Source organism: Nocardiopsis sp. LOL_012 (assembly GCF_048060475.1).
Classification (GTDB): domain Bacteria; phylum Actinomycetota; class Actinomycetes; order Streptosporangiales; family Streptosporangiaceae; genus Nocardiopsis.
Map to the genome: position 1 here is coordinate 15,011 of NZ_JBHMIV010000030.1, position 19,643 is coordinate 34,653.

Consider the following 19,643-nt stretch of genomic DNA (forward strand, 5'->3'; position numbering starts at 1 on the left):
GGCAGGGGCGGGGCCCACGTCCGGGGAGACACCGGTGGGTGGCTGCGCGCCCGGAGGGCTACCCGGCCTGGCGCTTGGCCTCCAGGGCCTCCATGGCGGTGACGGCGGTGGCCACGGTCCGGTGGACCGGGACCTGGCGGTGCAGGCCGACCAGGCGGACGACCTTGGTGACGCGCTCGTTGAGAGCGGCGAGCGCGAGGGAACCGCCCCGCTCACGGACGGTCCGGTAGGCGTTGATGATGACGTTGAGCCCGCTGGAGTCCATGAAGTCCAGCTTGGACAGGTCCAGGATCAGCCAGGACCCGTGCTCGTCGATGGCGGACTCGATCTGTTCCTGGAGGTCGGCGGCGGTCGCGATGTCGAGTTCTCCCTCGACCGCGACGATGACGCTGCGGCTGTCTACCCGCGTGCTCAGCCCGAGCCTGTGCACGTTCACTCCTCCCGGCCCCACGGTCGGTTGTCGGGGGTCCTTGGCTTCACCATACGCAGACCGACGGAGCGCGCTGGCTGGGATCCGGTAGCACTCCCGCACCGGATCCCAGGATGATGAGGCTGACGCGCCCGAGAGTCTGGTAAGTCGTTGGACACACACGGTATAGGCGATCGGCCCGATCGGGAATGGCAACAGCGAGGAATTTTTCTTTCCCGTTCACTCATGTGATCCATAACACCTGGTTCGTCCGCTTACACGGTGTTATTTCACCAGTTGAGGAGGTTGGAGTCGTTCACCTGGAAGTAAGAAAACCTTCACCACAGGGACAGTGACCAGATCATCACTCTATGGAGTTTCCATCACCCTGAGTGATATTCCGCGTGAACACCTCGACGAGTCCGCGCGCCGCGAGCGTCGCCGTGGTCTCCCCGGACCGCACCCCCGCCTCCAGTCCGGGCAGGAGCGCGCTCACCTGCGGATCGCGCAGGAAGGCGTCCATCACCTGGTCGCGCACCTGGTCCCACATCCAGCTCACGCGCTGCTCGCTGCGCCGCTCGGCCAGGGCTCCGCCGCGCTCCAGCACCCGGCGGTGTTCGAGCACGGACTCCCACACCCGGTCGAGACCGTCCCCGCTCAGACCGCTGCAAGTGAGCACGGGCGGACGCCAGTCGGGGTGCACCGGCCGCAGCAGCCGCATCGCCCGGGACAGCTCCCGCGCGGCCCGGCGGGCGTCATCGGCGTGCGGACCGTCGGCCTTGTTCACCGCGACCACGTCAACCAGCTCCAGTACGCCCTTCTTGATGCCCTGGAGCTGGTCGCCCGTGCGGGCCAGGGTGAGCAGCAGGAAGCAGTCGACCATGGCGGCGACCGTCACCTCGGACTGGCCGACCCCCACGGTCTCCACCAGCACCACGTCGAACCCGGCGGCCTCCATGAGCAGCATGGTCTCCCGCGTGGCCCGGGCCACGCCGCCGAGGGTCCCGGCTGTGGGCGAGGGACGGATGAACGCGTTCGGGTCCACCGACAGCCGTGCCATGCGGGTCTTGTCGCCGAGGATGCTGCCGCCCGTGCGCGTGGAGGAGGGGTCCACGGCCAAGACCGCCACCCGGTGGCCGGACCCGGTGAGCGCGGTGCCGAGCGCGTCGACGAACGTCGACTTGCCCACCCCCGGCACACCGGTGATCCCCACCCGCAGGGCGCTGCCGGTGTGCGGGAGGAGCTTCACCAGCAGGTCCTGGGCGGCCCTGGCGTGGTCGGGGCGGCGGGACTCCACGAGGGTGATCGCCCGCGCCAGGGTCGGCCGGTGCCCCGCCAGGACGCCCTCGGCGAGGGCCGCGGGGTCCGGCCGGCGGCGCCCGCGCGCGGCGCCCCCGGCCGCGCTCACTCCCCCTCCAGCCGGGCTTCCAACTGGTCGAGCAGGTCGAGGGCGGCCTCGGCGATCACCGTTCCGGGCGGGAAGACCGCCGCCGCGCCCTCCTTCTTGAGCGCGTCGACGTCCGCGGGCGGGATGACGCCGCCCACCACGATCATGACGTCCTCCCGCTCCAGTGCGGCGAGCTCCTCGCGCAGCGCCGGGACGAGGGTGAGGTGGCCGGCCGCCAGCGACGAGACCCCCACCACGTGCACGTCGGCCTCCACCGCCTGGACGGCCACCTCGGCGGGGGTCTGGAACAGCGGGCCGACGTCGACGTCGAAGCCCAGGTCGGCGAAGGCGGTCGCGATGACCTTCTGCCCCCGGTCGTGCCCGTCCTGGCCCATCTTGGCGACCAGGATGCGGGGGCGGCGTCCCTCCTCCTCGGCGAACGCCCCGATGCGCGCGGCGACGCGCTCCATCAGGTCGGCGGCGCTCCCGCCGCTCGCGGCCTCGTCCCTGTACACACCCTGGATGGTACGGATCTGCCCGGCGTGGCGGCTGAACACCCGCTCCATGGCGTCGGAGATCTCCCCGACGGTGGCCTTGGCGCGGGCCGCGTCCACGGCGGCGGCCAGCAGGTTGCCGCGCAGGGACTCGTCGGCGGCGGACTCGCGCCCGGCGGCCTCGGTGAGGGCGGCCAGGGCGGCGCCTACGGCCCGCTCGTCGCGCTCCTCACGCAGACGGCGCAGCTTCTCGATCTGCCGGGCGCGCACCTCGGCGTTGTCGACCTTGAGCACCTCGATCTCGTCGCGGGTGCCGGGCCGGTACTTGTTGACGCCGATCACCGGCTGGCGGCCGGAGTCGATCCGGGCCTGGGTGCGGGCGGCGGCCTCCTCGATGCGCATCTTGGGCAGGCCCTCGTCGATCGCGGCGGCCATGCCGCCCGCCCGCTCCACCTCCTGGATGTGCGCCCACGCCTTGGCCGCGAGCTCCCGGGTGAGCCGCTCGACGTAGTAGCTGCCGCCCCACGGGTCGACCGTGCGGGTGGTGCCGGACTCCTGTTGCAGGAACAACTGGGTGTTGCGGGCGATGCGGGCGGAGAAGTCGGTGGGCAGGGCCAGCGCCTCGTCCAGGGCGTTGGTGTGCAGCGACTGGGTGTGCCCCTGGGTGGCGGCCATCGCCTCCACGCAGGTGCGGGCGACGTTGTTGAACACGTCCTGGGCGGTGAGCGACCACCCGGAGGTCTGGGAGTGGGTGCGCAGGCTCAGCGACTTGTCCTTCACCGCGCCCAGGTCCCTGACCAGGCGCGCCCACAGCAGGCGGGCGGCGCGGAGCTTGGCGACCTCCATGAAGAAGTTCATGCCGATCGCCCAGAAGAAGGACAGGCGCGGCGCGAACCGGTCCACGTCCAGGCCCGAGCGCTGCCCGGCGCGGATGTACTCCACGCCGTCGGCGAGGGTGTAGGCCAGTTCGAGGTCGGCCGTGGCCCCGGCCTCCTGCATGTGGTAGCCGGAGATGGAGATGGAGTTGAACCGCGGCATCCGCTGCGAGGTGTAGGCGAAGATGTCGGAGATGATCCGCATCGACGGCTTCGGCGGGTAGATGTAGGTGTTGCGGACCATGAACTCCTTGAGGATGTCGTTCTGGATGGTCCCCGACAACCGCTCGGGGGGCACCCCCTGCTCCTCGGCGGCGACGATGTAGAGCGCCAGGACGGGCAGTACGGCGCCGTTCATGGTCATGGACACGCTCATCCGGTCCAGCGGGATGCCGTCGAAGAGCGTGCGCATGTCGTAGATGGAGTCGATCGCCACCCCGGCCATGCCGACGTCGCCGGACACGCGCGGGTGGTCGGAGTCGTAGCCGCGGTGGGTGGCCAGGTCGAAGGCGACGGACAGGCCCTTCTGCCCGGCCTCCAGGTTGCGCCGGTAGAAGGCGTTGGACGCCTCAGCGGTGGAGAAGCCCGCGTACTGGCGGATGGTCCACGGCTGGTTGACGTACATGGTGGGGTAGGGGCCGCGCAGGTAGGGCGGGATGCCGGGCAGGCCGTCCACGAAGTCGAGCCCCGCCCGGTCGGCGGCGGTGTACAGCGGCTTGACGCGGATGCCCTCGGGGGTCTCCCACTCCAGGGCGCCGGGGTCCTTGCCGCTGTGGTCGCGGACGGCGTCGCGCCAGGCGGTGGCGCCCCCGGTGGACGCGGGTGGCTCGGCGGGTACCCGGGAGAAGTCGGGGATCATGCGCTCGCCCCCTGGGAGGTCGCGGACGGGTCGGCGGTGAGCAGGTCCAGCAGGTCGGTCAGCAGGGCGACGGCGTCGCACCCCTGGTGGGCGAAGCCGTCGACGCCGGCGGCCCGGTGGGTGTCGCGGGGTGCTCCGGCGAGCAGGACCCGGCGGGCCCCGGCGCCGGTGAGGGCGCGGGCTGCCGCCTCGGCGTGCTCGGCGTAGACGGTGTCGGAGGAGCACAGGACGGCGACGCGGTGGCCGGAGGCTGCGAAGGCGCGGGCTGCCGCCTCGGGTGTGTCGAGCGGTCCGGGCCGATCTGCGGCGATCCCTCCGGCGGCGAGGAGGTTCGCGGCGAAGGAGGCGCGGGCGGTGTGCGCGGCGACGGGACCGAGCGTGGCCAGGAAGGCGGTGGGCCGGTGGCCGGTGTCGCCCGTCTGGAGGTCGGCGCGGTCTCGCAGGGCCTCGAAGTCCTCGGCGTAGCGCCGTACGGGGAAGGCGCCCGTGGCCGGTGGACCTCCCGGTGCGGGCGGGCGCACCAGGGGGGCCTCCTCCAGGTCGGGGAACTCGCTGACCCCGGTCAGGGGTGCGCGGCGGTGGGCGATGTCGGTGCGGCGCCGCTGCCACACCTCGTCGACGCGCTCGCGCAGCATGCCGGTGGCGATGGCCGCGGCGAGGCCGCCCGCGGCCTCGGTCTCCTGGAAGAACGCCCATCCGGCGCGGTACAGGTCGCGGGTGAGCGACTCGACGTAGAAGGAGCCGCCGGCCGGGTCGATGACACGGGCCAGGTGGGACTCCTCGATGAGCAGTGACTGGGTGTTGCGGGCGATGCGGCGGGCGAAGTCGTCGGACAGGCCGATGGCGGAGTCGAAGGGCGTGACGGTGACGGAGTCGGCGCCCCCGACGCCCGCGGCGAAGCAGGCGACGGTGGCGCGGACCATGTTCACGTGCGGGTCGCGGCGGGTGGTCATCGCCGACGAGGTGACGGCGTGCAGACGCAGGGTGCGCTGTTCGGGGGGCAGTCCGCAGGCGGCCAGGACCTGGTTCCACATGGCGCGCACGGCCCGGAGCCCGGCGATCACGGAGAACTGGTCGGCGTCGGCGGACAGGCGGAACTCGATGCGGCGCACGGCGTCGGCCAGGCCGAGTCCGGCTTCGGTGAGGGCGCGCAGGTGGGCGGTGCCGGCGGCGATGGCGGTGCCCAGTTCTTGTGCCGGGGAGCCGCCCGCCTCGTGGACGAGGGTTCCGTCTGCGACGAACAGGCCCAGGTGCGGGCGGCCCCGGGCGCACTCGGCGGCGAAGCGGGCCGCGTCGGCGGGGTCGGGGCGCTCGCCCAGCCGAGCGGCGGTGGCGAGGGGGTCGATGCCCAGGTGGGAGCGGACGCCGCTGTCGGGGATCCCGGCGTCGGTGTGGGCGCGCAGCAGGGCGCGGGCGGCGTCGGCGTAGTCGGCCCCGGCGGACAGGACGACGGGGGCGAGGTCGAGGTGGACGTCGGCGAGGGAGTCGCCCAGTGAGGCGGCGGGTATCCCGGAGGTGCCCACGGCGATCCACAGGGAGCCCACGCCGTTCATCAGGTCGTCGTGCAGGCGGGACCGCAGGACGCGCGGGTCGGGGTCGGTGTGGCGGGCGCGGATGTCCCACCCGCCGAGGACCGCGCCCTCGGGCCGGTAGCCCCGGGTGAAGGGGGGCAGGCCGGGGTAGCCCGGGTCGGCCTGGGCGGGTTCGGCGGTGTAGAGCGGGGCGATGTCGAAACCGTCGTGGGTGCGGGTGGCCAGCAGTGCCTCGGGGGTGTCGGCGAGCCGCTCCTCGGAGACACCGCTCCTGCGCAGCGCGGCGGAGGCGAGTTCACGCCACCTCTCGCGGGTGGCCGCGGGGAACCCTTCGGCCAGGCGGGGATCGGTGGAACCACCGGCTGCCCTATCAGAGACGTCCATGCCGAAATGGTATAGAACCCGATTCGGTTTGGTGGGGTCAGGGGTCAGCGTGGCGGAAAACGGTCATAGACGGAGCGTTCCTCCCGAGGAGAACCGCGCCCCCACAGTTTTCCCGTGTCCGGTACCCGCCGGTCAGGCGGCCCCCTCGCTCGGGCTCGCGGAGGGGTCGCCGCCAGGGCTCCGCGATGGGGGCTCCTCGGGCTCCTCGCCGGGTGGCGCCCCGAAGACGAAGCGCTGGCGCCCCTGTACGAGGATCGCGTGGCCGCTGTCGGTGACCGCCTCGACGTAGGCGGTCATCTCGTCGGCGACGACGTCCATGGTCTCCGCCTCCAGCACCAACTGACGGTCCCCGCCGTCGTTGGTGCGGGAGTCGGCGTAGACGAGCCCGTCGTGGGCGAAGGCCGGGGCGAGGGACACGTCGTCCTCCTCCAGGCCCCACAGGACCTCGCCGTCCGCGAGGCCGACGGCGACCAGGGTGGCCTCGCCGCTGGCCTGGGGCAGCAGCAGGGTTCCCGTGGTCCCGTCGTAGAGGCTGCCGGGGACACCACTGGTCTCGAAGGGGGCGCGGACCGGGTTGGGGCCGGGCTCCTCCAGGGACCACAGCAATGCGCCGTCGGCGGGGTCGTAGGCGGCGAGGACGGAGGGGTCCTCCGGTCCGGTCCAGCGCACCAGCAGGACACGGCCACCGGACCCCGCGCCGTCCTCGTCCTCGTCGTCGTCGTCGTCGGGAAGCGTGTACACGCCGAGCACCCGAGGCGCGGAGACCAGCATCGAGGAGCCCGTGCCCAGCTCTTCGTCGTCGCGGCCGAGGGCCCACAGCTCCTCGCCCGCGTCGTCCCCGGCGAGGGAGTGCGCCCGCAGTCCGGCGTCGGCCGACTCCAGCAGGACGAGGTCCTCCCAGGCGGCCACGGGTACGCCCAGGGCGGCCTCCGCCCCCTCCTCCGGGTCCTCCTGCCCACCGTCCCCAGGGCCGTCTGAGGGCCCGTCCGGGGACGGCGACGGAGACGCCTCGGCCTCCGGTTCCAACGGGTCGAGGGTGTACTCCCACAGCACCGCGCCCTCGGCGCCGAGCACCGCGTAGTCGCCGCCGGGTTCCTCCGCGGACCACCCCTGGGGGTAGCGCACGGCGATCCCGTCGAGGTAGGCGTCGCCCTCCTCCTCGGGCTCCCACACGCGCTCCCCGGCCGCGTCGAGGGCGAACCGGCCGTCCTGGTCCGACATGAGCAGGACCCGCTCGCCCGCGCCGTCGGCGCCGAACCCGAGGAACCGGGCCTCGCCCTCCCAGAGGGTCGTGCCGGTGGCGGCGTCGTGCAGCAGGTGGCGGTCCTCGCTCCCGGAGCTGAAGAGGAAGGCGGAGCCGACGGGGCTGATCCGCACCCCCGCCGGATCGTTGATGAGGGCGTGGACCTCGGCCTCGTCGCCGTGCAGGAAGCGCAGGACCTCGCCGTCGATCCCCGGCGGCGGGTCACCGGTGAAGTCCGTGGGAACCGGGGTGGGCTCCCGGCTGGGCTCGGGGGCGACGGGCTCGGGAGCGGGCGTGCAGGCCGCCACCGCCAGTACCGCGAGCCCGCAGGAGACCGCCTGGGGAACGCGGGCGCTGCGCATGGACGGTCTCTCCCCACGAACGATGGTGTTTACGGCAGATCCTAAGCGGCGGCCCCGGGTGGACACCCACGGCTGGGACGACTCGTTACTGAGGTGTAAACGTCCCACACCCGCGCTCACGGTTCCACCTCGACCACGGTGGACCCTCTGACCTGGGACTGCGCTCTGCCTCCGGTGAGTTCGGCCAGGCGGACGCCGAAGTCCTCCAGTTCGGCCTCGGGCAGGGCCACCTCGATCCGGACACGGTCCCCGTAGGCGACGTCGCGCACGGTGAGGGAGGAGCCGCGCAGGTCGCTCTCCAGTCGGCCGCCGAGGACGTAGTCGGCGAAGACGTCCACCACGAGGAGGCGTCGGCGCTCCAGCACGCCGACCTCGTCGACGGCGGCGGAGACCGCGTTGCCGTAGGCGCGGATGAGCCCGCCCGCTCCGAGCTTGACGCCCCCGAAGTAGCGGGTGACCACGGCGACCGTGTCGGTGAGGCCGCGGTGGCGCAGCACCTCCAGCATGGGGACGCCGGCGGTGCCGCCCGGCTCGCCGTCGTCGCTGGAGCGCTGCACGCCGCCGTCCTCGCCGAGCACGTAGGCGGTGCAGTTGTGGGCCGCGCTCCAGTGCTCCCGGCGGCGCTCGGCGATGAACCCGCGCGCGGCGTCCTCGTCGTCCGCCCTGGCCAGGGCGCAGAGAAAGCGGGACTTGCGGATCTCGGTCTCGACCTCTCCGCCGCGTCTGATGGTGTGCATATCGCCTGTTCGTCGGTGGTCCGTACCGGGTCCAGTCTGCCACCGCGCGGCGAAGCGCCGGTGTGCGGGCCACCGTTCGCCCCCGGAGCCGCCGCCTCTCCCGGGAGCACAATGGACGCATGGACCACGCCTCGATCGCCGCCGCCCGCGCCCTCGCCGACCCCGTACGGCGCCGACTGTACGAGTACGTCGCCGCCTCGGGGGACGAGGTGAGCCGTGGCGGGGCCGCCGAGGCGCTCGGCCTCCAGCGCACCCTGGCCGCCCACCACCTGGACAGGCTGGTGGAGGCGGGCCTGCTGGAGGTGGCGCTGGGCAAGACGAGCGGCCGTGAGGGCCCGGGGTCGGGGCGCCCGGCCAAGCTGTACCGGCGGGCGGAGCGCGAGGTGTCGCTGAGCCTTCCGCCGCGCGACTACGAACTCGCCTCGCGGGTGCTGGCCGATGCCCTGGAGCAGCACGGAGCGGAGGAGGCGGTGTACGCCTCGGCCCGCGAGGAGGGCCGCCGGATCGGCGGGGAGAGCGGGGGCCGACCCCTGGCGGAGCTGCTGGAGGAGCGCGGCTATGAGCCCGAGTCCGGCGACGGGCGGATCCTGCTGCGCAACTGCCCGTTCCACTCGTTGGCCCGGGCCTTCCCTCCCCTGGCCTGCGGTCTGAACGTGGAGTTGCTGCGCGGGGTGCTGGAGGCCCGAGGCGAGGGGGACGCGCGGGCCAGGATGGACCCCGCCCCCGGCCGCTGCTGCGCGGTGATTTCTAAAAACAATACAGATTGACATAGAAACCGGACCGTGTTCTGCTGAGTGCCATGACCGACTCCTCCCCCACCCACCACCTCGCGCAAGTCAAGCTTCTCGGCCCTGAAGGGCCGAGCTTGCGGTCGAACACCTGACTGGCTGCCAGGAACGTCCACCGCGTCCCACCCGGATCCTAGGATCCGGGTGGGACGTGTGACTTCCGCCCCGCGTTCCACACAACCCCGCCACGGTGGGCGATGTTGCGGGAAGCGTTCCGGTCGGCGTGCGCAACGACGCCGCACGACCGGCAGACAAAGGAGTCCTGGCTGATGCGGTTGCCCTTCTCGCGGTGGTCGCACCAGCTACACGTCTGGGACGTGTACGCCGGATCCACGAACACCACGGGCACACCCGCCCGCCTGGCCTTGTAGACGATAAAGCTCCCGAGCTGGGCGAACGCCCAGGAGTGCAACGTGACCCGCTGGGGCTTGCGAAGCCGTACCCTCTGCCGGATGCCCGAAAGATCTTCCAGGGCGATCCCGCGCGAGGTGCGTTCAGCCTCGGCCACGATGCGTTTGGAGATGCAGTGGTTGGCGTCCTTGGCGACGCGTGATTCCCTGCGTCGCTGCCGCTTCAACACACGTTTGGCGGACGTGGTGCCCTTGGCCTGCAACTTCTGGCGTAGACGCTGCTGCCGCCCGCGGTGCCGGTTGAGCTTGCGCCCGGCCATGACACGGCCATCGCTGGTGGTGGCGATGTTGACGATCCCCAGATCCACACCCAGGAATCCCTCCGGGTCATACTCCTCGTCGTCGGGCACGGTGAGCGTGACGGACAGGAACCACACCCCGTCCCGATACAGCAGGTCGGACTCTCCGCGCTTGTGCTCGCCCAAGGCCTTGGCCGCATCAGGTGAGCAAGCGAAGGGCACGTCCTTCAACCGTCCCCGGACAGTCCACAACGAGATCGTGCGGGCGTCCACACAGAAGGAAAGGTTCCTCTGGTCGTAGGGCTGTGCGGCGTCCGACCGGAAGACGACCGGCTTTTCCTCGACGCGTTTGCGCCGCTTCGACCCGGGTTTTCCATAGTTCCCGGCCTTCAGGTTGGCCTTGAACGTCGTGTAGGCGTCGGCGACCTCCTTTACGGCATGCTGTGCCGCTTGGGATCCGACACCGGCCGCGCGCACGTCGGCGTAGACGAGCTTGCGCAGCGCGTAGTTGCGGTGGGCACCTTCGCTGTGGGCGATCCGGGAAACACGGTTGGCCTGCTCGTTGACCGTGTGCAGGGTTGCCTCAAGCGCCGCCGCCTGTTCGGGCGAAGGCGTGAGTTTGAGCTGCACGACGATCGTGCACACCACCGCATCGTGGCATTGATCTATGTCACCGCGATGGAAACCAGACCCCGACGTACGCAGGGGAAGAAGCGTCGTCTATAACCTCCACGCGCACTTGGTCTTCACACCGAAGTACCGCCGGGGTGCGCTCGACGACGCCATGCTCACCCGATGCGGGGAGATCATGCGCGAGGTGTGTGCCGACTTCGGGGCGGAGCTGCGCGAGTTCAACGGCGAGACCGACCACGTCCACCTGTTGGTGCACTACCCGCCCAAGGTCGCGTTGTCTCGCCTGGTCGGCTCGCTCAAGGGTGTGTCCGCTCGCAGGCTTCGTCAGGAGTTCACCGGACGGGTCAACCGTGCCCGCGTGCACGGACACTTCTGGTCGCCGTCCTACTTCGTCGGCTCGTGTGGTGGGGCGCCGCTGTCGATCGTGCGGGAGTACATCGAGAACCAGAAACGTCCCGGTCCCGGTGCTCCAGGGATCGAGCGGCGCTCTACCTAGTCTTGGGGGCGATTCCTCCCGGGGCTGAAGCCCCGGGGTTCCTCGCTAAGACACGCTGAACATCGCCCGGATGCGCGCACCGCTTGACGACCCGGCCATGTCGGGCTTCACCGACCGGCTCGACGGGATCAACGCCCTGGCCGAGGGTTCCCCCGGTTTCGTCTGGCGCCTGGTCGACGGGGACGGCGACGACGCGACCGGCCTGCGGCCCTTCGGCGACGACGTCATCGTCAACATGTCCGTCTGGGAGACCGTAGAATCCCTCTGGAATTTCACGTACCGCAGCGGACACATGGAGCCACTCCGGCTCCGCCGCCAGTGGTTCGAGCACATGGGGGAGGCCCACGCCGTGCTGTGGTGGATCCCCGCCGGAACCGTCCCCACCCTCGACGAGGCCGGGGAGCGGCTCGACCTGCTGCGCACGGACGGCCCCTCCGCCGAGGCCTTCACCTTCCGCTCCACCTTCCCTCCACCCCCATCCCAAAATTAACGACACTTGGTCGTCGCTTGATCACTTTGAGTAAGATGGCGGGCGACCGATCAGACCATCCCGGGAGTCCCGCCCATGCGCACGACCTCACTCACCGTCGGCCTGACGCTGACCGCGCTCATCGCCACCGGATGCGCCGCCGACGAAGGCTCCGGCACCACCGCGGGAGAGGAGAGCGCCGCCACCAACGAGACGGCGCCGCAGCCCACCGCCTCCCCCAGCGTCACCGTCTCCACCTTCATGCCGGTCGGTGAGACCGAGTCCACCTTCACCTACGACGAGACGGCGGTCCCGGCTGGCGCCACCTCCGACATCCAGGTCCGTGTGGAGGACGGCCAGACCTTCGTGCAGTTCACCGGCACCGGGCTGGAGCCGGACCGCGAGTTCGGCGCCCACGTGCACACCGACCCGTGCGGCGAGGCCCCCGCGGACGCGGGCCCGCACTACCAGAACGAGCAGGACCCGGCCGCGACCGCGGACGAGCCCTCCAGCGACCCCGCCTACGCCAACCCCGAGAACGAGGTCTGGCTGGACTTCACCACCGACGGGACCGGCAACGTCGTCGCCGACTCCACCGTCGACTGGGAGTTCCGCGAGGGCGAGGCCAACTCACTGGTCCTGCACGAGCACCACACCAAGACCGGCGAGGGCGAGGCGGGCAAGGCGGGCGACCGCCTCGCGTGCGTCACCACGCAGTTCTGAGGGGCGACGGTTCGTGGAAACCCCGCTCCCGCCCCTGTGAGGAAATCGCCCGACACTCCGTCCGGGCTGCCGCCTTTTCGCGTGATCCTGTAGCTAAATGACACAGAGTAATCAATTCCGTGCCCACGGTGCGCATTCGTGACCGGCGGGTACGGCCGAAGAGGGGAACGCCGTGCCGATCCGCCCACAGAACCTCGCCACCATGTCCGCCACCATCGCCGGCGCGGTCTCCGGCCTGACCGGCGAGGAGAAGGACTCCTCGACCGTGCGGGTCGTCTTCGAGTCGGGCTTCGAGCAGGACGTGCGCAACGGCGGATGCCGCACGCTCACGACCGGCCAGGGCGGGGTCGTGGAGGTCGCCTCCGAGGCGGGCACCAGGTTCGCGCTCTTCGCCGGAACGAGCTGCCAGGGCAGCCGCGCCCTGGCCTCGGGCAGTGGGAACGTCAGGTTCGGCGACCCCGTCCTGGCGGGCGCCATCGTCATCGGCTGACCGTCCCGGACCGTGCGCACCGCCGCCCCGCAGGCGGTGCGCCCCTCAGTCCCCACCCGGCCCGAAGTCCTCCAGGCACAAGTCCAGCACCGCCTGGATCCGGGCGGTGAGCCGCTCCCTGTCGTACTCCCGCAGCGACGCCCCTCCCTCGGTGGCCCGGAGCCGGGCCACCCCGATCAGCACGGCGGCGAGGAGGGAGGCGTGCACACGCGCGTCCGGCCCGCCCAGATAGGCGGTGAGGGGCTCCACCATGGCGGACCTGACCCGCCCCTCGTACACCGCCTTGAGTTCGGGGTCGCCGGCGGAGTTGTCCACGACGCGCTGCAACGGCGACCCCTCACCGTACAGGCGGGTGACGGCGTGCTCGGCCAGCCGCCGTGTGAGGGTGGCGGGGTCCCCCTCGATGATGCCGGGGAAGACGCCGACCTCCCACAGCAGTTGGGTGAGCAGACCGCGTTTGGATCCGAAGTAGCGGTTGATGAGGGCCACGTTGACCCCGGCGTGGGCGGCGATCATCCGTGAGGAGACCGCGCCGTAGCCCTCCCGGGCGAACAGCTCCCGTGCGCTCTCCAGGATGCGCGCACGTGTCGCCTCACGACCGCGCAGTGGCGGGGAACCGCCTCCACCCTCTTCGGAACGGGCCATCTGCCTCCCCCTCGGCGACCGTGGAATGGACGTTCGATCCCCTCAGAGTGGCACCAACGGCCCGGGTTCGTACACGACAGACGCGGTAAGAGAGACCGACACGACAGGCCTCCGCCCGCTCGCGCACCCGCTCCGGGACCCGCACCGCTTCGGGGAGCACGGAGATCACAGGTAGCGGCGGTAGCCGTCGGAGGAGCCCCCGAACCCGAGCCTGACACAGAACCCGGAGGGGGCCGCGCCGCCCTCGTGCGCGAGCATCTCCACCTTGTAGCAGCCGGAGTGGGTGGCCCGGTCCACCGCGTCCTCCAGCAGCGCCCGGCCCACGCCCTGCCCCCTGCGCTGGGGGTCGACCACCAGGTTGTCCACCGCGGCCCAGGGCTGGGCGTCGTGAGTCAGGTTGGCCACGATCATCAGGTCGAGCGTTCCGACGATCTGGCCGCGGTCCTCGGCGACCAGGACCGTGCGGTCGGGGTCACTCTCCATCCGCGTCCACGCGCGCACCGCGGCGGAGGACATGCGCACATGCGCGCTCCGGGCACCGGCGGGGTCGCCGACCTCCCGGAGCAGGCGCAGGATCGCGCCGAGGTCGGAGCGGATGGCCGCACGTATCATCATGGCTTTCGGCATCGTAGCCGACAGCACTCACCAAAGCGGACTTCACTTCATAACCGCCCCCACAACACCACAGGGCGGGACCGGTGGCCACACCTTCCGCCGTGTTCGGCACAAGGCACCGGCCGGTCCCGCCCGGGCTGTGTCCTTTCGAACCTCCGCTCCGCTTCGGCCCGCCACCACCCCGTGGCGCGGCGCCGCGTTCGGAGAGCAGTTCCTAGTCCCTGCGGATGATCCGCACACCTTCCTCGGAGGCCGGAGGCTCCTGCTGCCCGGGCTCTGGCCTGCGGTAGACACCGGTGATGCCGTCGGCGTCACCGTCGGCCGGAGACGCGGGGCGCGGCGCCCCGCCGGGGGCCGCCGGTCCGCTCGGCGCGGGCCCCTGGACGGGGGCGCCGCGCGGCGGCTCGGCGGGGGTGCCCGCCTGAGGAGGACGCTGTGCCGTTCCGCCGCCGGGCTGCTGCGTCGGAGCCTGGCCCGGCCTGATCCGGACCGTGGCGTCATCGTCCCGACGGATCGGCGGGATCTTGGTGGTCGCCTCGTCCTGGTCCCGACCGACCGGCGGGATCCTCGTGGTCGCCTCGTCCTGGTCCGGAGCCTGCTGAGGGGCGGGGGCCTTGGCCTCCTCCTTCTTCGGCTCCGGCTTGGGCTGAGCAGCCACGGGCCTGGCGGCCTGCGGCCCGCCCGCGGGTGCGGGCTTCTCCGGGGTCTTGGGCTCCTTCTCCGCGGCCTCCCTGGCGGCCTGCGCCGCGTCCTCCCGAGAGAGCCCGGTCTCCAGGGCGCCGGCCTTGTCCTCGGCCTCCACCAGGTCGGCCAGGGTGAAGTGCATGTCCTTGAGACGGCGCAGCGCCTCGGCGTGCGTGGCGGTGAGGGTCGCCAGCCTGCGGTCCGCCGTGTCGTGGATCTTCTTGGCGCGCGCCTCGGCCTCGCTCAGGCGCCGGTCGCCCTCGGTCTTGGCGTTCTTGCGGAGCTCGTCGGCCTCCTGCTTGGCGTCGGAGACCATCGTGTTGGCCTCCTCCCGCGCTGAGGAGACGATCCGCTCGGCGTGCTCCTCGGCGTCCTTGCGGCGCTTGGCCAGCTCCTCCTTGGCCTTGTTCTCCCGCTCCTGGATCTCGGCGTCGACCTTGGCCCGACGCTCCTTGGCCTCCTCCTCGGTGATCCTCAGGATCTCCGCCATACGCTCACTGATCTGCTCGTGCTCAGGCTTGACCTGGGCCTTCTCACGAGCGACCGCGAGGTCGCGCTTGGTCTGCTCCAGCTCGTCGTCCATGCGCTGGAGACGCTCACGGAGGTCCTTGGACTGGTTGTCCATCCGTACGTAGTAGTCATCGACGTGCGCCTTGTCGTAACCGCCCTTGCGCACCGTCGGGAACCTGTCCTGCTGCAATCCGCCGCCCGGCAACATCTCGTTATGCGCCTTTCATGTCCCTCACACCCTTCGACCGAACTTTGCGAAGGGTGCTGATTACCCCGTACCCAGTTGGTTCGGACACCCACCGTGGAAACGACTCCACCGAGGGCCCCTCTCCCTCGCCGCACCGGCCGGCCAGACGGGGGTCACCAGCCGAAAGCGGAGCGTAATGCCGCGCATACCTTATAAAGGACCAAGGTAGACACGCCTGACACCGTTGCGTCAAGCGCCGTGAGGGGTACCGTGCCGTGTGGACCCTGGTCACGTCCTACTAAGGTATGCGCGATCATCCCCGTGCGAGGGCCGAGCGGTCAACTCACCCTCGGCCCGCACCGGCACCGGCCGCGAGGCTCTGGAGGACACGAGATGGACAGTGCGACGCACGGCGGCCCCGAGGGCGCCCGCCCCAGGATCGGCCGGGCCGCCTTCGGCGAACCCGACATCCATCCCAGCGCGTGGGTGGCGCCCGGCGCGGTCGTGGTCGGCCGTGTCCGCCTCGGTGCCGCCAGCAGTGTCTGGTACGGCTCGGTCCTGCGCGCCGACACCGAGGACATCGTGGTCGGCGAACGGGTGAACATTCAGGACCAGTGCGGCATGCACTCCGACCCCGGCCAGCCCGCGGTCCTGCACGACGGCGTCAGCCTCGGGCACAAGGCGATGGTGCACGGAGCGGTCGTGGAGGAGGGCGCGCTCATCGGGATCGGCGCGATCGTCCTCGGCGGTGCCCGCGTGGGCGCGGGCGCGCTCGTGGCCGGGGGCGCCCTGGTTCCCCCGGGCAAGACCGTGCCGCCGAACACGCTGTGGGCGGGCGTCCCGGGCAAGGTGGTCCGGGAGCTGAACGACGACGACCGCGCCGTCCTGGAGCACACCCCCGCCCACTACGCGGACCTGGCGCTGCGCCACAAGGACGTGACCTGGATCTGAGGGCCGGGGGCCGCGCCGCCAGGCGACCGTTGAGGGTGGCGGCGGGTGACGGGCAGGCAAGGACCGCGCCGCCAGGCGACCGTTGAGGGTGGCGGCGGGTGACGGGCAGGCAAGGACCGCGCCGCCAGGCGACCGTTGAGGGTGGCGGCGGGTGACGGGGGGGCTAGACCGGGTTGGTCCCACACCCCCCACTGGTCCTCACGGGTCATGCGCGGGCGGCACCGGGCGGCGTAGCGTTGGATCGAACGCACGCCCCGTGGGCCGGGTCCGTCGCACCCGCACACGCCGCTCCGGCGGCGGGGGCTCCCGTCGACTCGCGGCACCCCTGCTCCCGGGAGGTGAGTGTTCGTGGACCGGGTCCCGACCACCCGCCCACGCGATCCGCTGAGCCTGCACGACCACGTCGCGCTGGACGAGATCGAGCTGTACGCCGAGGTCCTCATCGCCGTGGCGGACGCGCGGGGGCCGCTCAGCCGGGCGGAGATCGACCGCGTCCTCGGGGTGCGGTGCGCGCTCCACCCGCGCCGACACCGCGGATCGGCCAGCGGGTCATAGGGGCAGGACGGCGCGCAGCAGGAACCCGCCGTCGGCGGTCGGTGCGGCGGTCAGCGACCCGCCGACCCCGGCGACGCGTTCGTACAGGCCCACGAGGCCGCTCCCGGGGAAGGACACGGGGTCCCCGACCGGATGCGCCTTGTCGTTGGACACCTCCACCACGAGTGTCCGGCCGTCGCCGGTGAGGGTGAACCCGATCCGGCACTCGGCGGCCTCGCTGTGCCGCAGTACGTTGGTGGCGCCCTCCCGGACGACCCACGCCGCGGCCGCCGCCGCCCGGGAGCGTGGATCCACCAGTCCCAGTCCGGTGACCACGGCCTCGGTCCCGTCGGCACGCAGGGCCGTACACGCCGATGCCACCTCCTCGGCCAGGTCCGCGTCCCGGTCCCCGCTGACCGCCGACCGCACCTGTTGGAGCGACTGCCGGGCCAGTTCCCGCACCTCGGCGATCTCCGACGCCGCCCGCTCGGGGGCCCGTTCGGCGAGGCGGGCGGCCAGTTCGGCCTTGACCGACAGCGCCGACAGGCTGTGGCCGAGCAGGTCGTGCATGTCCCGGGAGAAGCGCAGCCGCTCGTCCGCCACCGCCAGCAGGGCCCGTGCCCGCTGGGTCCGCACCGCGTCCCTGGTGATGTCCCACATCCAGACGGACAGCAGAACGCTGACCCCCAGCAGGAGACCGTAGGCGACGGCGAAGGCCTGCGTGAGGGCGTAGGGGAGCACGTGAATCTCGAACCGCGTCACCGGAACGAGGCACCAGTGCAGGGCCAGCAGCGCAGCCGTGAGGACCACGCCCCGTCTGGGACGGACGACGAACACCGCGACACTCCACCACATCGCCATGGCCAGGACACGGATCATCGGGTTCAGCAGCAGCGCGCAGAAGAGCACCAGCGCGGCGAGCGATCCCCAGTAGAGCCACGGATCGGCGTCGCTGCGGCCGTCCACCCGGTCTCGGAAGAGGAGCCCGAGGAGGACGCAGGACACCGTCCCGGGAAGCAGCGCGACGGCGGAGGGCCACACCGAGAAGCCCGTGTAGTGGGCGCTCATCGCGTCCAACGGGGCCATCAGGGGCACCAACAGGATGATGAAGCCCACCAGCCCCATCGTCACCCACCAGGCGATCCGCAGCCTGCGTCCGCCCACCTCGCCGCCGGTCGCCTCCCCCGGCACGGAAACCGGGGTCACCGAAGTTCCCCGTCCACGGCCGGGGCGGCCGCACCGATCCGCTCACGGGCCGCCCGGGCGTCCTCCCCGTCGCGGTAGCCGCTCACCACCGCGCGCACCCGCTGGAGCGACTCGCGTGCGAGCGCCTGGACCGCGAGCATCTCCTCGGCCGCCCGCCCGGGATCGTCCGGCACCAGGCGTCCGGCGCGTTCGGAGCGCACGGACAGCTCCGACAGGCTGTGGCCCAGCAGGCTGTCCATGTCCCGGGAGAAGCGCAGCCGCTCGTCCGCCACCGCCAGCAGGGCCCGCGTGCGCCGGGCCTGCACCGCGTCCTTGGTGACGTCCCACATCCACACCGTGGCCACGATGGTCGCCGCCACCAGGAGGGCCTGGAAGAGGGAGGCGACCCACATGACGAGGAACACCGGGAGCGGAGAGCCGTGCGGGACCACCGCGTAGAGCAGCCAGGGCAGGACCGGGAGGACCGCCGTGACGACGGCGACGCGCCGCCGGGGCACGGCGTAGACGACCGCACCCCACCAGGTGGCGAGCACGGGCGAGGAGAAGAGCGGGGACATGAACAGGCACATCGCCCCGGCCAGGGCGAACGATCCCCAGAAGAGGAGGGGGCCGGCGTCCTTGTCGGCACCGTCCACTCTGCGCCACTCCACGCGGAAGAGCACGGCCGCCGTGGCAGCGGCCAGGACCAAAGTGATCGGGAAGCGCCACGACGGGGTCCCGTCCTCAGCTCTGAGGAAGACGTCCATCAGGGGCCAGGTGAGTATCCCGACGGGACCGCAGCACAGGGTGAACAGGACGATGGCCCGGCAGACCCGGAGTTTGAACGCCTGCCGCCCGTCTGTGCCGTCAGCCATCCGGTTCCTCCCGCTTGAGGCGCTTCCTGCCACGGTAGCCCCGCATCGGGGGTTCCCGGTGCGGGGCCCTCCGCCACTAACGGCGCGGGTCCCACCGGAAGAAGCGGTGCACTGTCAGCGCCAGGAGCGCGATCCACGCGAGCATGATCCCGATCGAGGGCAGCGCCGCCGCCCACAGGGCGAGATAGCCCTTCTCCTCGGCTCCGGTCGCACCGCCGAAGACGTCATACCCGGTGTAGGCGGCCTGCATCAGCTCGGCCGGGGGCACCGAGGGGATGAGGCCCACGTACTGCCGGACGTCCTGCGGAAGGAACTCCAGGGAGAAGATCCCACCGCTGGCGAACACCAGGATCATCATCGGCACCATGGCCACCAACTGCGCGGTCTCGGAGTTGGTGGCGAGCGGGGTCAGCGCCAGTCCCAGGAGTGTGAAGGCGACACTGCCAAGCAGGACCGAGGCCAGGGCCATTAGCGGGTCCCGGGGCGGGGATCCCTCCGGCATGGCCAGCATGAGTCCGGCCATGAGGAGCACCGCCAGCAGGGAGAAGACGGCCACCACCCCCATGACCCCGCCGAAGACCACCGGCTGGGTCACTCCGCTGACCCGCAGGCGCTTGAGCACCAGGGCCTCGCGCCGGGCGGTGAAGACGTTGGAGGCGTGCCCGATGCCCAGCATGAGACTGGCGGCACCCATCATGCTGATCATGGTCATCTCGCCCATGCCGAACCCGGGGACGATCTCGTCGTCGGGCTGCTGCGTGGCCATGAGGGCGAAGAACAGGGGCAAGGCGAGGAACATCCACGCCGTCTTGTAGCGGACGAACAGCGTGAACTCGGTACGGGTGAGTCTGAGGACCTGTCGCGCGGTTCCGGGGGACCTGCGGGTCCTGACGGTGTCGGTGGTGGTCATGGCGGTCTCCTCGAAGC

20 protein-coding genes are annotated in these 19,643 nt (G+C 71.6%); 7 read left to right on the forward strand and 13 right to left on the reverse strand.

All coding sequences use genetic code 11. The features are described 5' to 3' along the window. Positions 1-58: 58 nt before the first annotated feature. From ACFHWE_RS17905 to ACFHWE_RS17930, 6 genes are all read right to left on the reverse strand, one after another. Positions 59-430 carry an STAS domain-containing protein gene (locus tag ACFHWE_RS17905; protein WP_028649902.1) on the reverse strand — a complete coding sequence of 124 codons (372 nt, stop codon included), beginning with the start codon at positions 428-430 and terminating at the stop codon, positions 59-61. Between the two features lie 343 nt (positions 431-773). Continuing rightward, on the reverse strand, positions 774-1,817 hold the full coding sequence (gene meaB, locus ACFHWE_RS17910) for a methylmalonyl Co-A mutase-associated GTPase MeaB (RefSeq protein WP_416602815.1): 1,044 nt from the start codon (positions 1,815-1,817) through the stop codon (positions 774-776). Next, complete coding sequence (gene scpA, locus ACFHWE_RS17915) at positions 1,814-4,024, reverse strand: methylmalonyl-CoA mutase (RefSeq protein WP_416602816.1); 2,211 nt, start codon at positions 4,022-4,024, stop codon at positions 1,814-1,816. Before scpA ends, meaB begins: the two co-directional genes overlap by 4 nt. Next, positions 4,021-5,940 (reverse strand): methylmalonyl-CoA mutase family protein, encoded by a 1,920-nt coding sequence (locus ACFHWE_RS17920; RefSeq protein ID WP_416602817.1) that lies wholly within the window; start codon positions 5,938-5,940, stop codon positions 4,021-4,023. Before ACFHWE_RS17920 ends, scpA begins: the two co-directional genes overlap by 4 nt. A 132-nt stretch (positions 5,941-6,072) precedes the next feature. Beyond that, positions 6,073-7,545 carry a PQQ-binding-like beta-propeller repeat protein gene (locus ACFHWE_RS17925; protein WP_416602818.1) on the reverse strand — a complete coding sequence of 491 codons (1,473 nt, stop codon included), beginning with the start codon at positions 7,543-7,545 and terminating at the stop codon, positions 6,073-6,075. A gap of 116 nt (positions 7,546-7,661) precedes the next feature. Then, positions 7,662-8,282, reverse strand: coding sequence for a YigZ family protein (locus ACFHWE_RS17930; protein WP_416602819.1), 621 nt, complete (start codon positions 8,280-8,282; stop codon positions 7,662-7,664). A 119-nt stretch (positions 8,283-8,401) separates the two neighbouring features. Here ACFHWE_RS17930 and ACFHWE_RS17935 point away from each other — a divergent pair, with 119 nt between their 5' ends. Continuing rightward, complete coding sequence (locus ACFHWE_RS17935) at positions 8,402-9,049, forward strand: helix-turn-helix transcriptional regulator (RefSeq protein WP_416602820.1); 648 nt, start codon at positions 8,402-8,404, stop codon at positions 9,047-9,049. A gap of 154 nt (positions 9,050-9,203) precedes the next feature. On the opposite strand, the gene ACFHWE_RS17940 is transcribed toward ACFHWE_RS17935, so the two are convergent. Then, a complete protein-coding gene (locus tag ACFHWE_RS17940) occupies positions 9,204-10,367 on the reverse strand; it encodes an RNA-guided endonuclease InsQ/TnpB family protein (RefSeq protein WP_416602821.1) in 1,164 nt (387 codons plus the stop codon). 19 nt (positions 10,368-10,386) lie between these two features. Here ACFHWE_RS17940 and tnpA point away from each other — a divergent pair, with 19 nt between their 5' ends. From tnpA to ACFHWE_RS17960, 4 genes are all read left to right on the forward strand, one after another. Then, entirely contained in the window at positions 10,387-10,848 is a 462-nt protein-coding gene (gene tnpA, locus ACFHWE_RS17945) for an IS200/IS605 family transposase (RefSeq protein ID WP_416602822.1), read from the forward strand. A gap of 55 nt (positions 10,849-10,903) precedes the next feature. After that, entirely contained in the window at positions 10,904-11,338 is a 435-nt protein-coding gene (locus ACFHWE_RS17950) for a DUF3291 domain-containing protein (protein WP_416602856.1), read from the forward strand. 75 nt (positions 11,339-11,413) lie between these two features. Then, positions 11,414-12,040 (forward strand): superoxide dismutase family protein, encoded by a 627-nt coding sequence (locus tag ACFHWE_RS17955; RefSeq protein WP_416602823.1) that lies wholly within the window; start codon positions 11,414-11,416, stop codon positions 12,038-12,040. 172 nt (positions 12,041-12,212) lie between these two features. Further along, positions 12,213-12,530: a hypothetical protein gene (locus tag ACFHWE_RS17960; RefSeq protein ID WP_416602824.1), complete on the forward strand. Its 318-nt coding sequence runs from the start codon at positions 12,213-12,215 to the stop codon at positions 12,528-12,530. Between the two features lie 45 nt (positions 12,531-12,575). On the opposite strand, the gene ACFHWE_RS17965 is transcribed toward ACFHWE_RS17960, so the two are convergent. From ACFHWE_RS17965 to ACFHWE_RS17975, 3 genes are all read right to left on the reverse strand, one after another. Continuing rightward, entirely contained in the window at positions 12,576-13,175 is a 600-nt protein-coding gene (locus ACFHWE_RS17965; RefSeq protein ID WP_416602825.1) for a TetR/AcrR family transcriptional regulator, read from the reverse strand. A gap of 165 nt (positions 13,176-13,340) precedes the next feature. Continuing rightward, complete coding sequence (locus tag ACFHWE_RS17970; RefSeq protein WP_416602826.1) at positions 13,341-13,790, reverse strand: GNAT family N-acetyltransferase; 450 nt, start codon at positions 13,788-13,790, stop codon at positions 13,341-13,343. 214 nt (positions 13,791-14,004) lie between these two features. Further along, positions 14,005-15,192 (reverse strand): cell division protein DivIVA, encoded by a 1,188-nt coding sequence (locus ACFHWE_RS17975; protein ID WP_416602827.1) that lies wholly within the window; start codon positions 15,190-15,192, stop codon positions 14,005-14,007. Between the two features lie 372 nt (positions 15,193-15,564). Here ACFHWE_RS17975 and ACFHWE_RS17980 point away from each other — a divergent pair, with 372 nt between their 5' ends. Together ACFHWE_RS17980 and ACFHWE_RS17985 are read left to right on the forward strand one after the other, a co-directional pair. After that, entirely contained in the window at positions 15,565-16,122 is a 558-nt protein-coding gene (locus tag ACFHWE_RS17980) for a gamma carbonic anhydrase family protein (protein WP_416602828.1), read from the forward strand. A gap of 348 nt (positions 16,123-16,470) precedes the next feature. Continuing rightward, positions 16,471-16,677: a hypothetical protein gene (locus tag ACFHWE_RS17985; RefSeq protein ID WP_416602829.1), complete on the forward strand. Its 207-nt coding sequence runs from the start codon at positions 16,471-16,473 to the stop codon at positions 16,675-16,677. Here the strand turns inward: ACFHWE_RS17985 and ACFHWE_RS17990 are convergent. From ACFHWE_RS17990 to ACFHWE_RS18000, 3 genes are all read right to left on the reverse strand, one after another. After that, positions 16,672-17,862, reverse strand: a complete 1,191-nt coding sequence (locus ACFHWE_RS17990) for a sensor histidine kinase (protein ID WP_416602830.1) — start codon at positions 17,860-17,862, stop codon at positions 16,672-16,674. The genes ACFHWE_RS17985 and ACFHWE_RS17990 overlap by 6 nt on opposite strands. Further along, complete coding sequence (locus ACFHWE_RS17995; RefSeq protein ID WP_416602831.1) at positions 17,859-18,716, reverse strand: sensor histidine kinase; 858 nt, start codon at positions 18,714-18,716, stop codon at positions 17,859-17,861. Before ACFHWE_RS17995 ends, ACFHWE_RS17990 begins: the two co-directional genes overlap by 4 nt. 76 nt (positions 18,717-18,792) lie before the next feature. Beyond that, positions 18,793-19,626: an ABC transporter permease gene (locus ACFHWE_RS18000; protein WP_416602832.1), complete on the reverse strand. Its 834-nt coding sequence runs from the start codon at positions 19,624-19,626 to the stop codon at positions 18,793-18,795. Positions 19,627-19,643 lie beyond the last annotated feature (17 nt).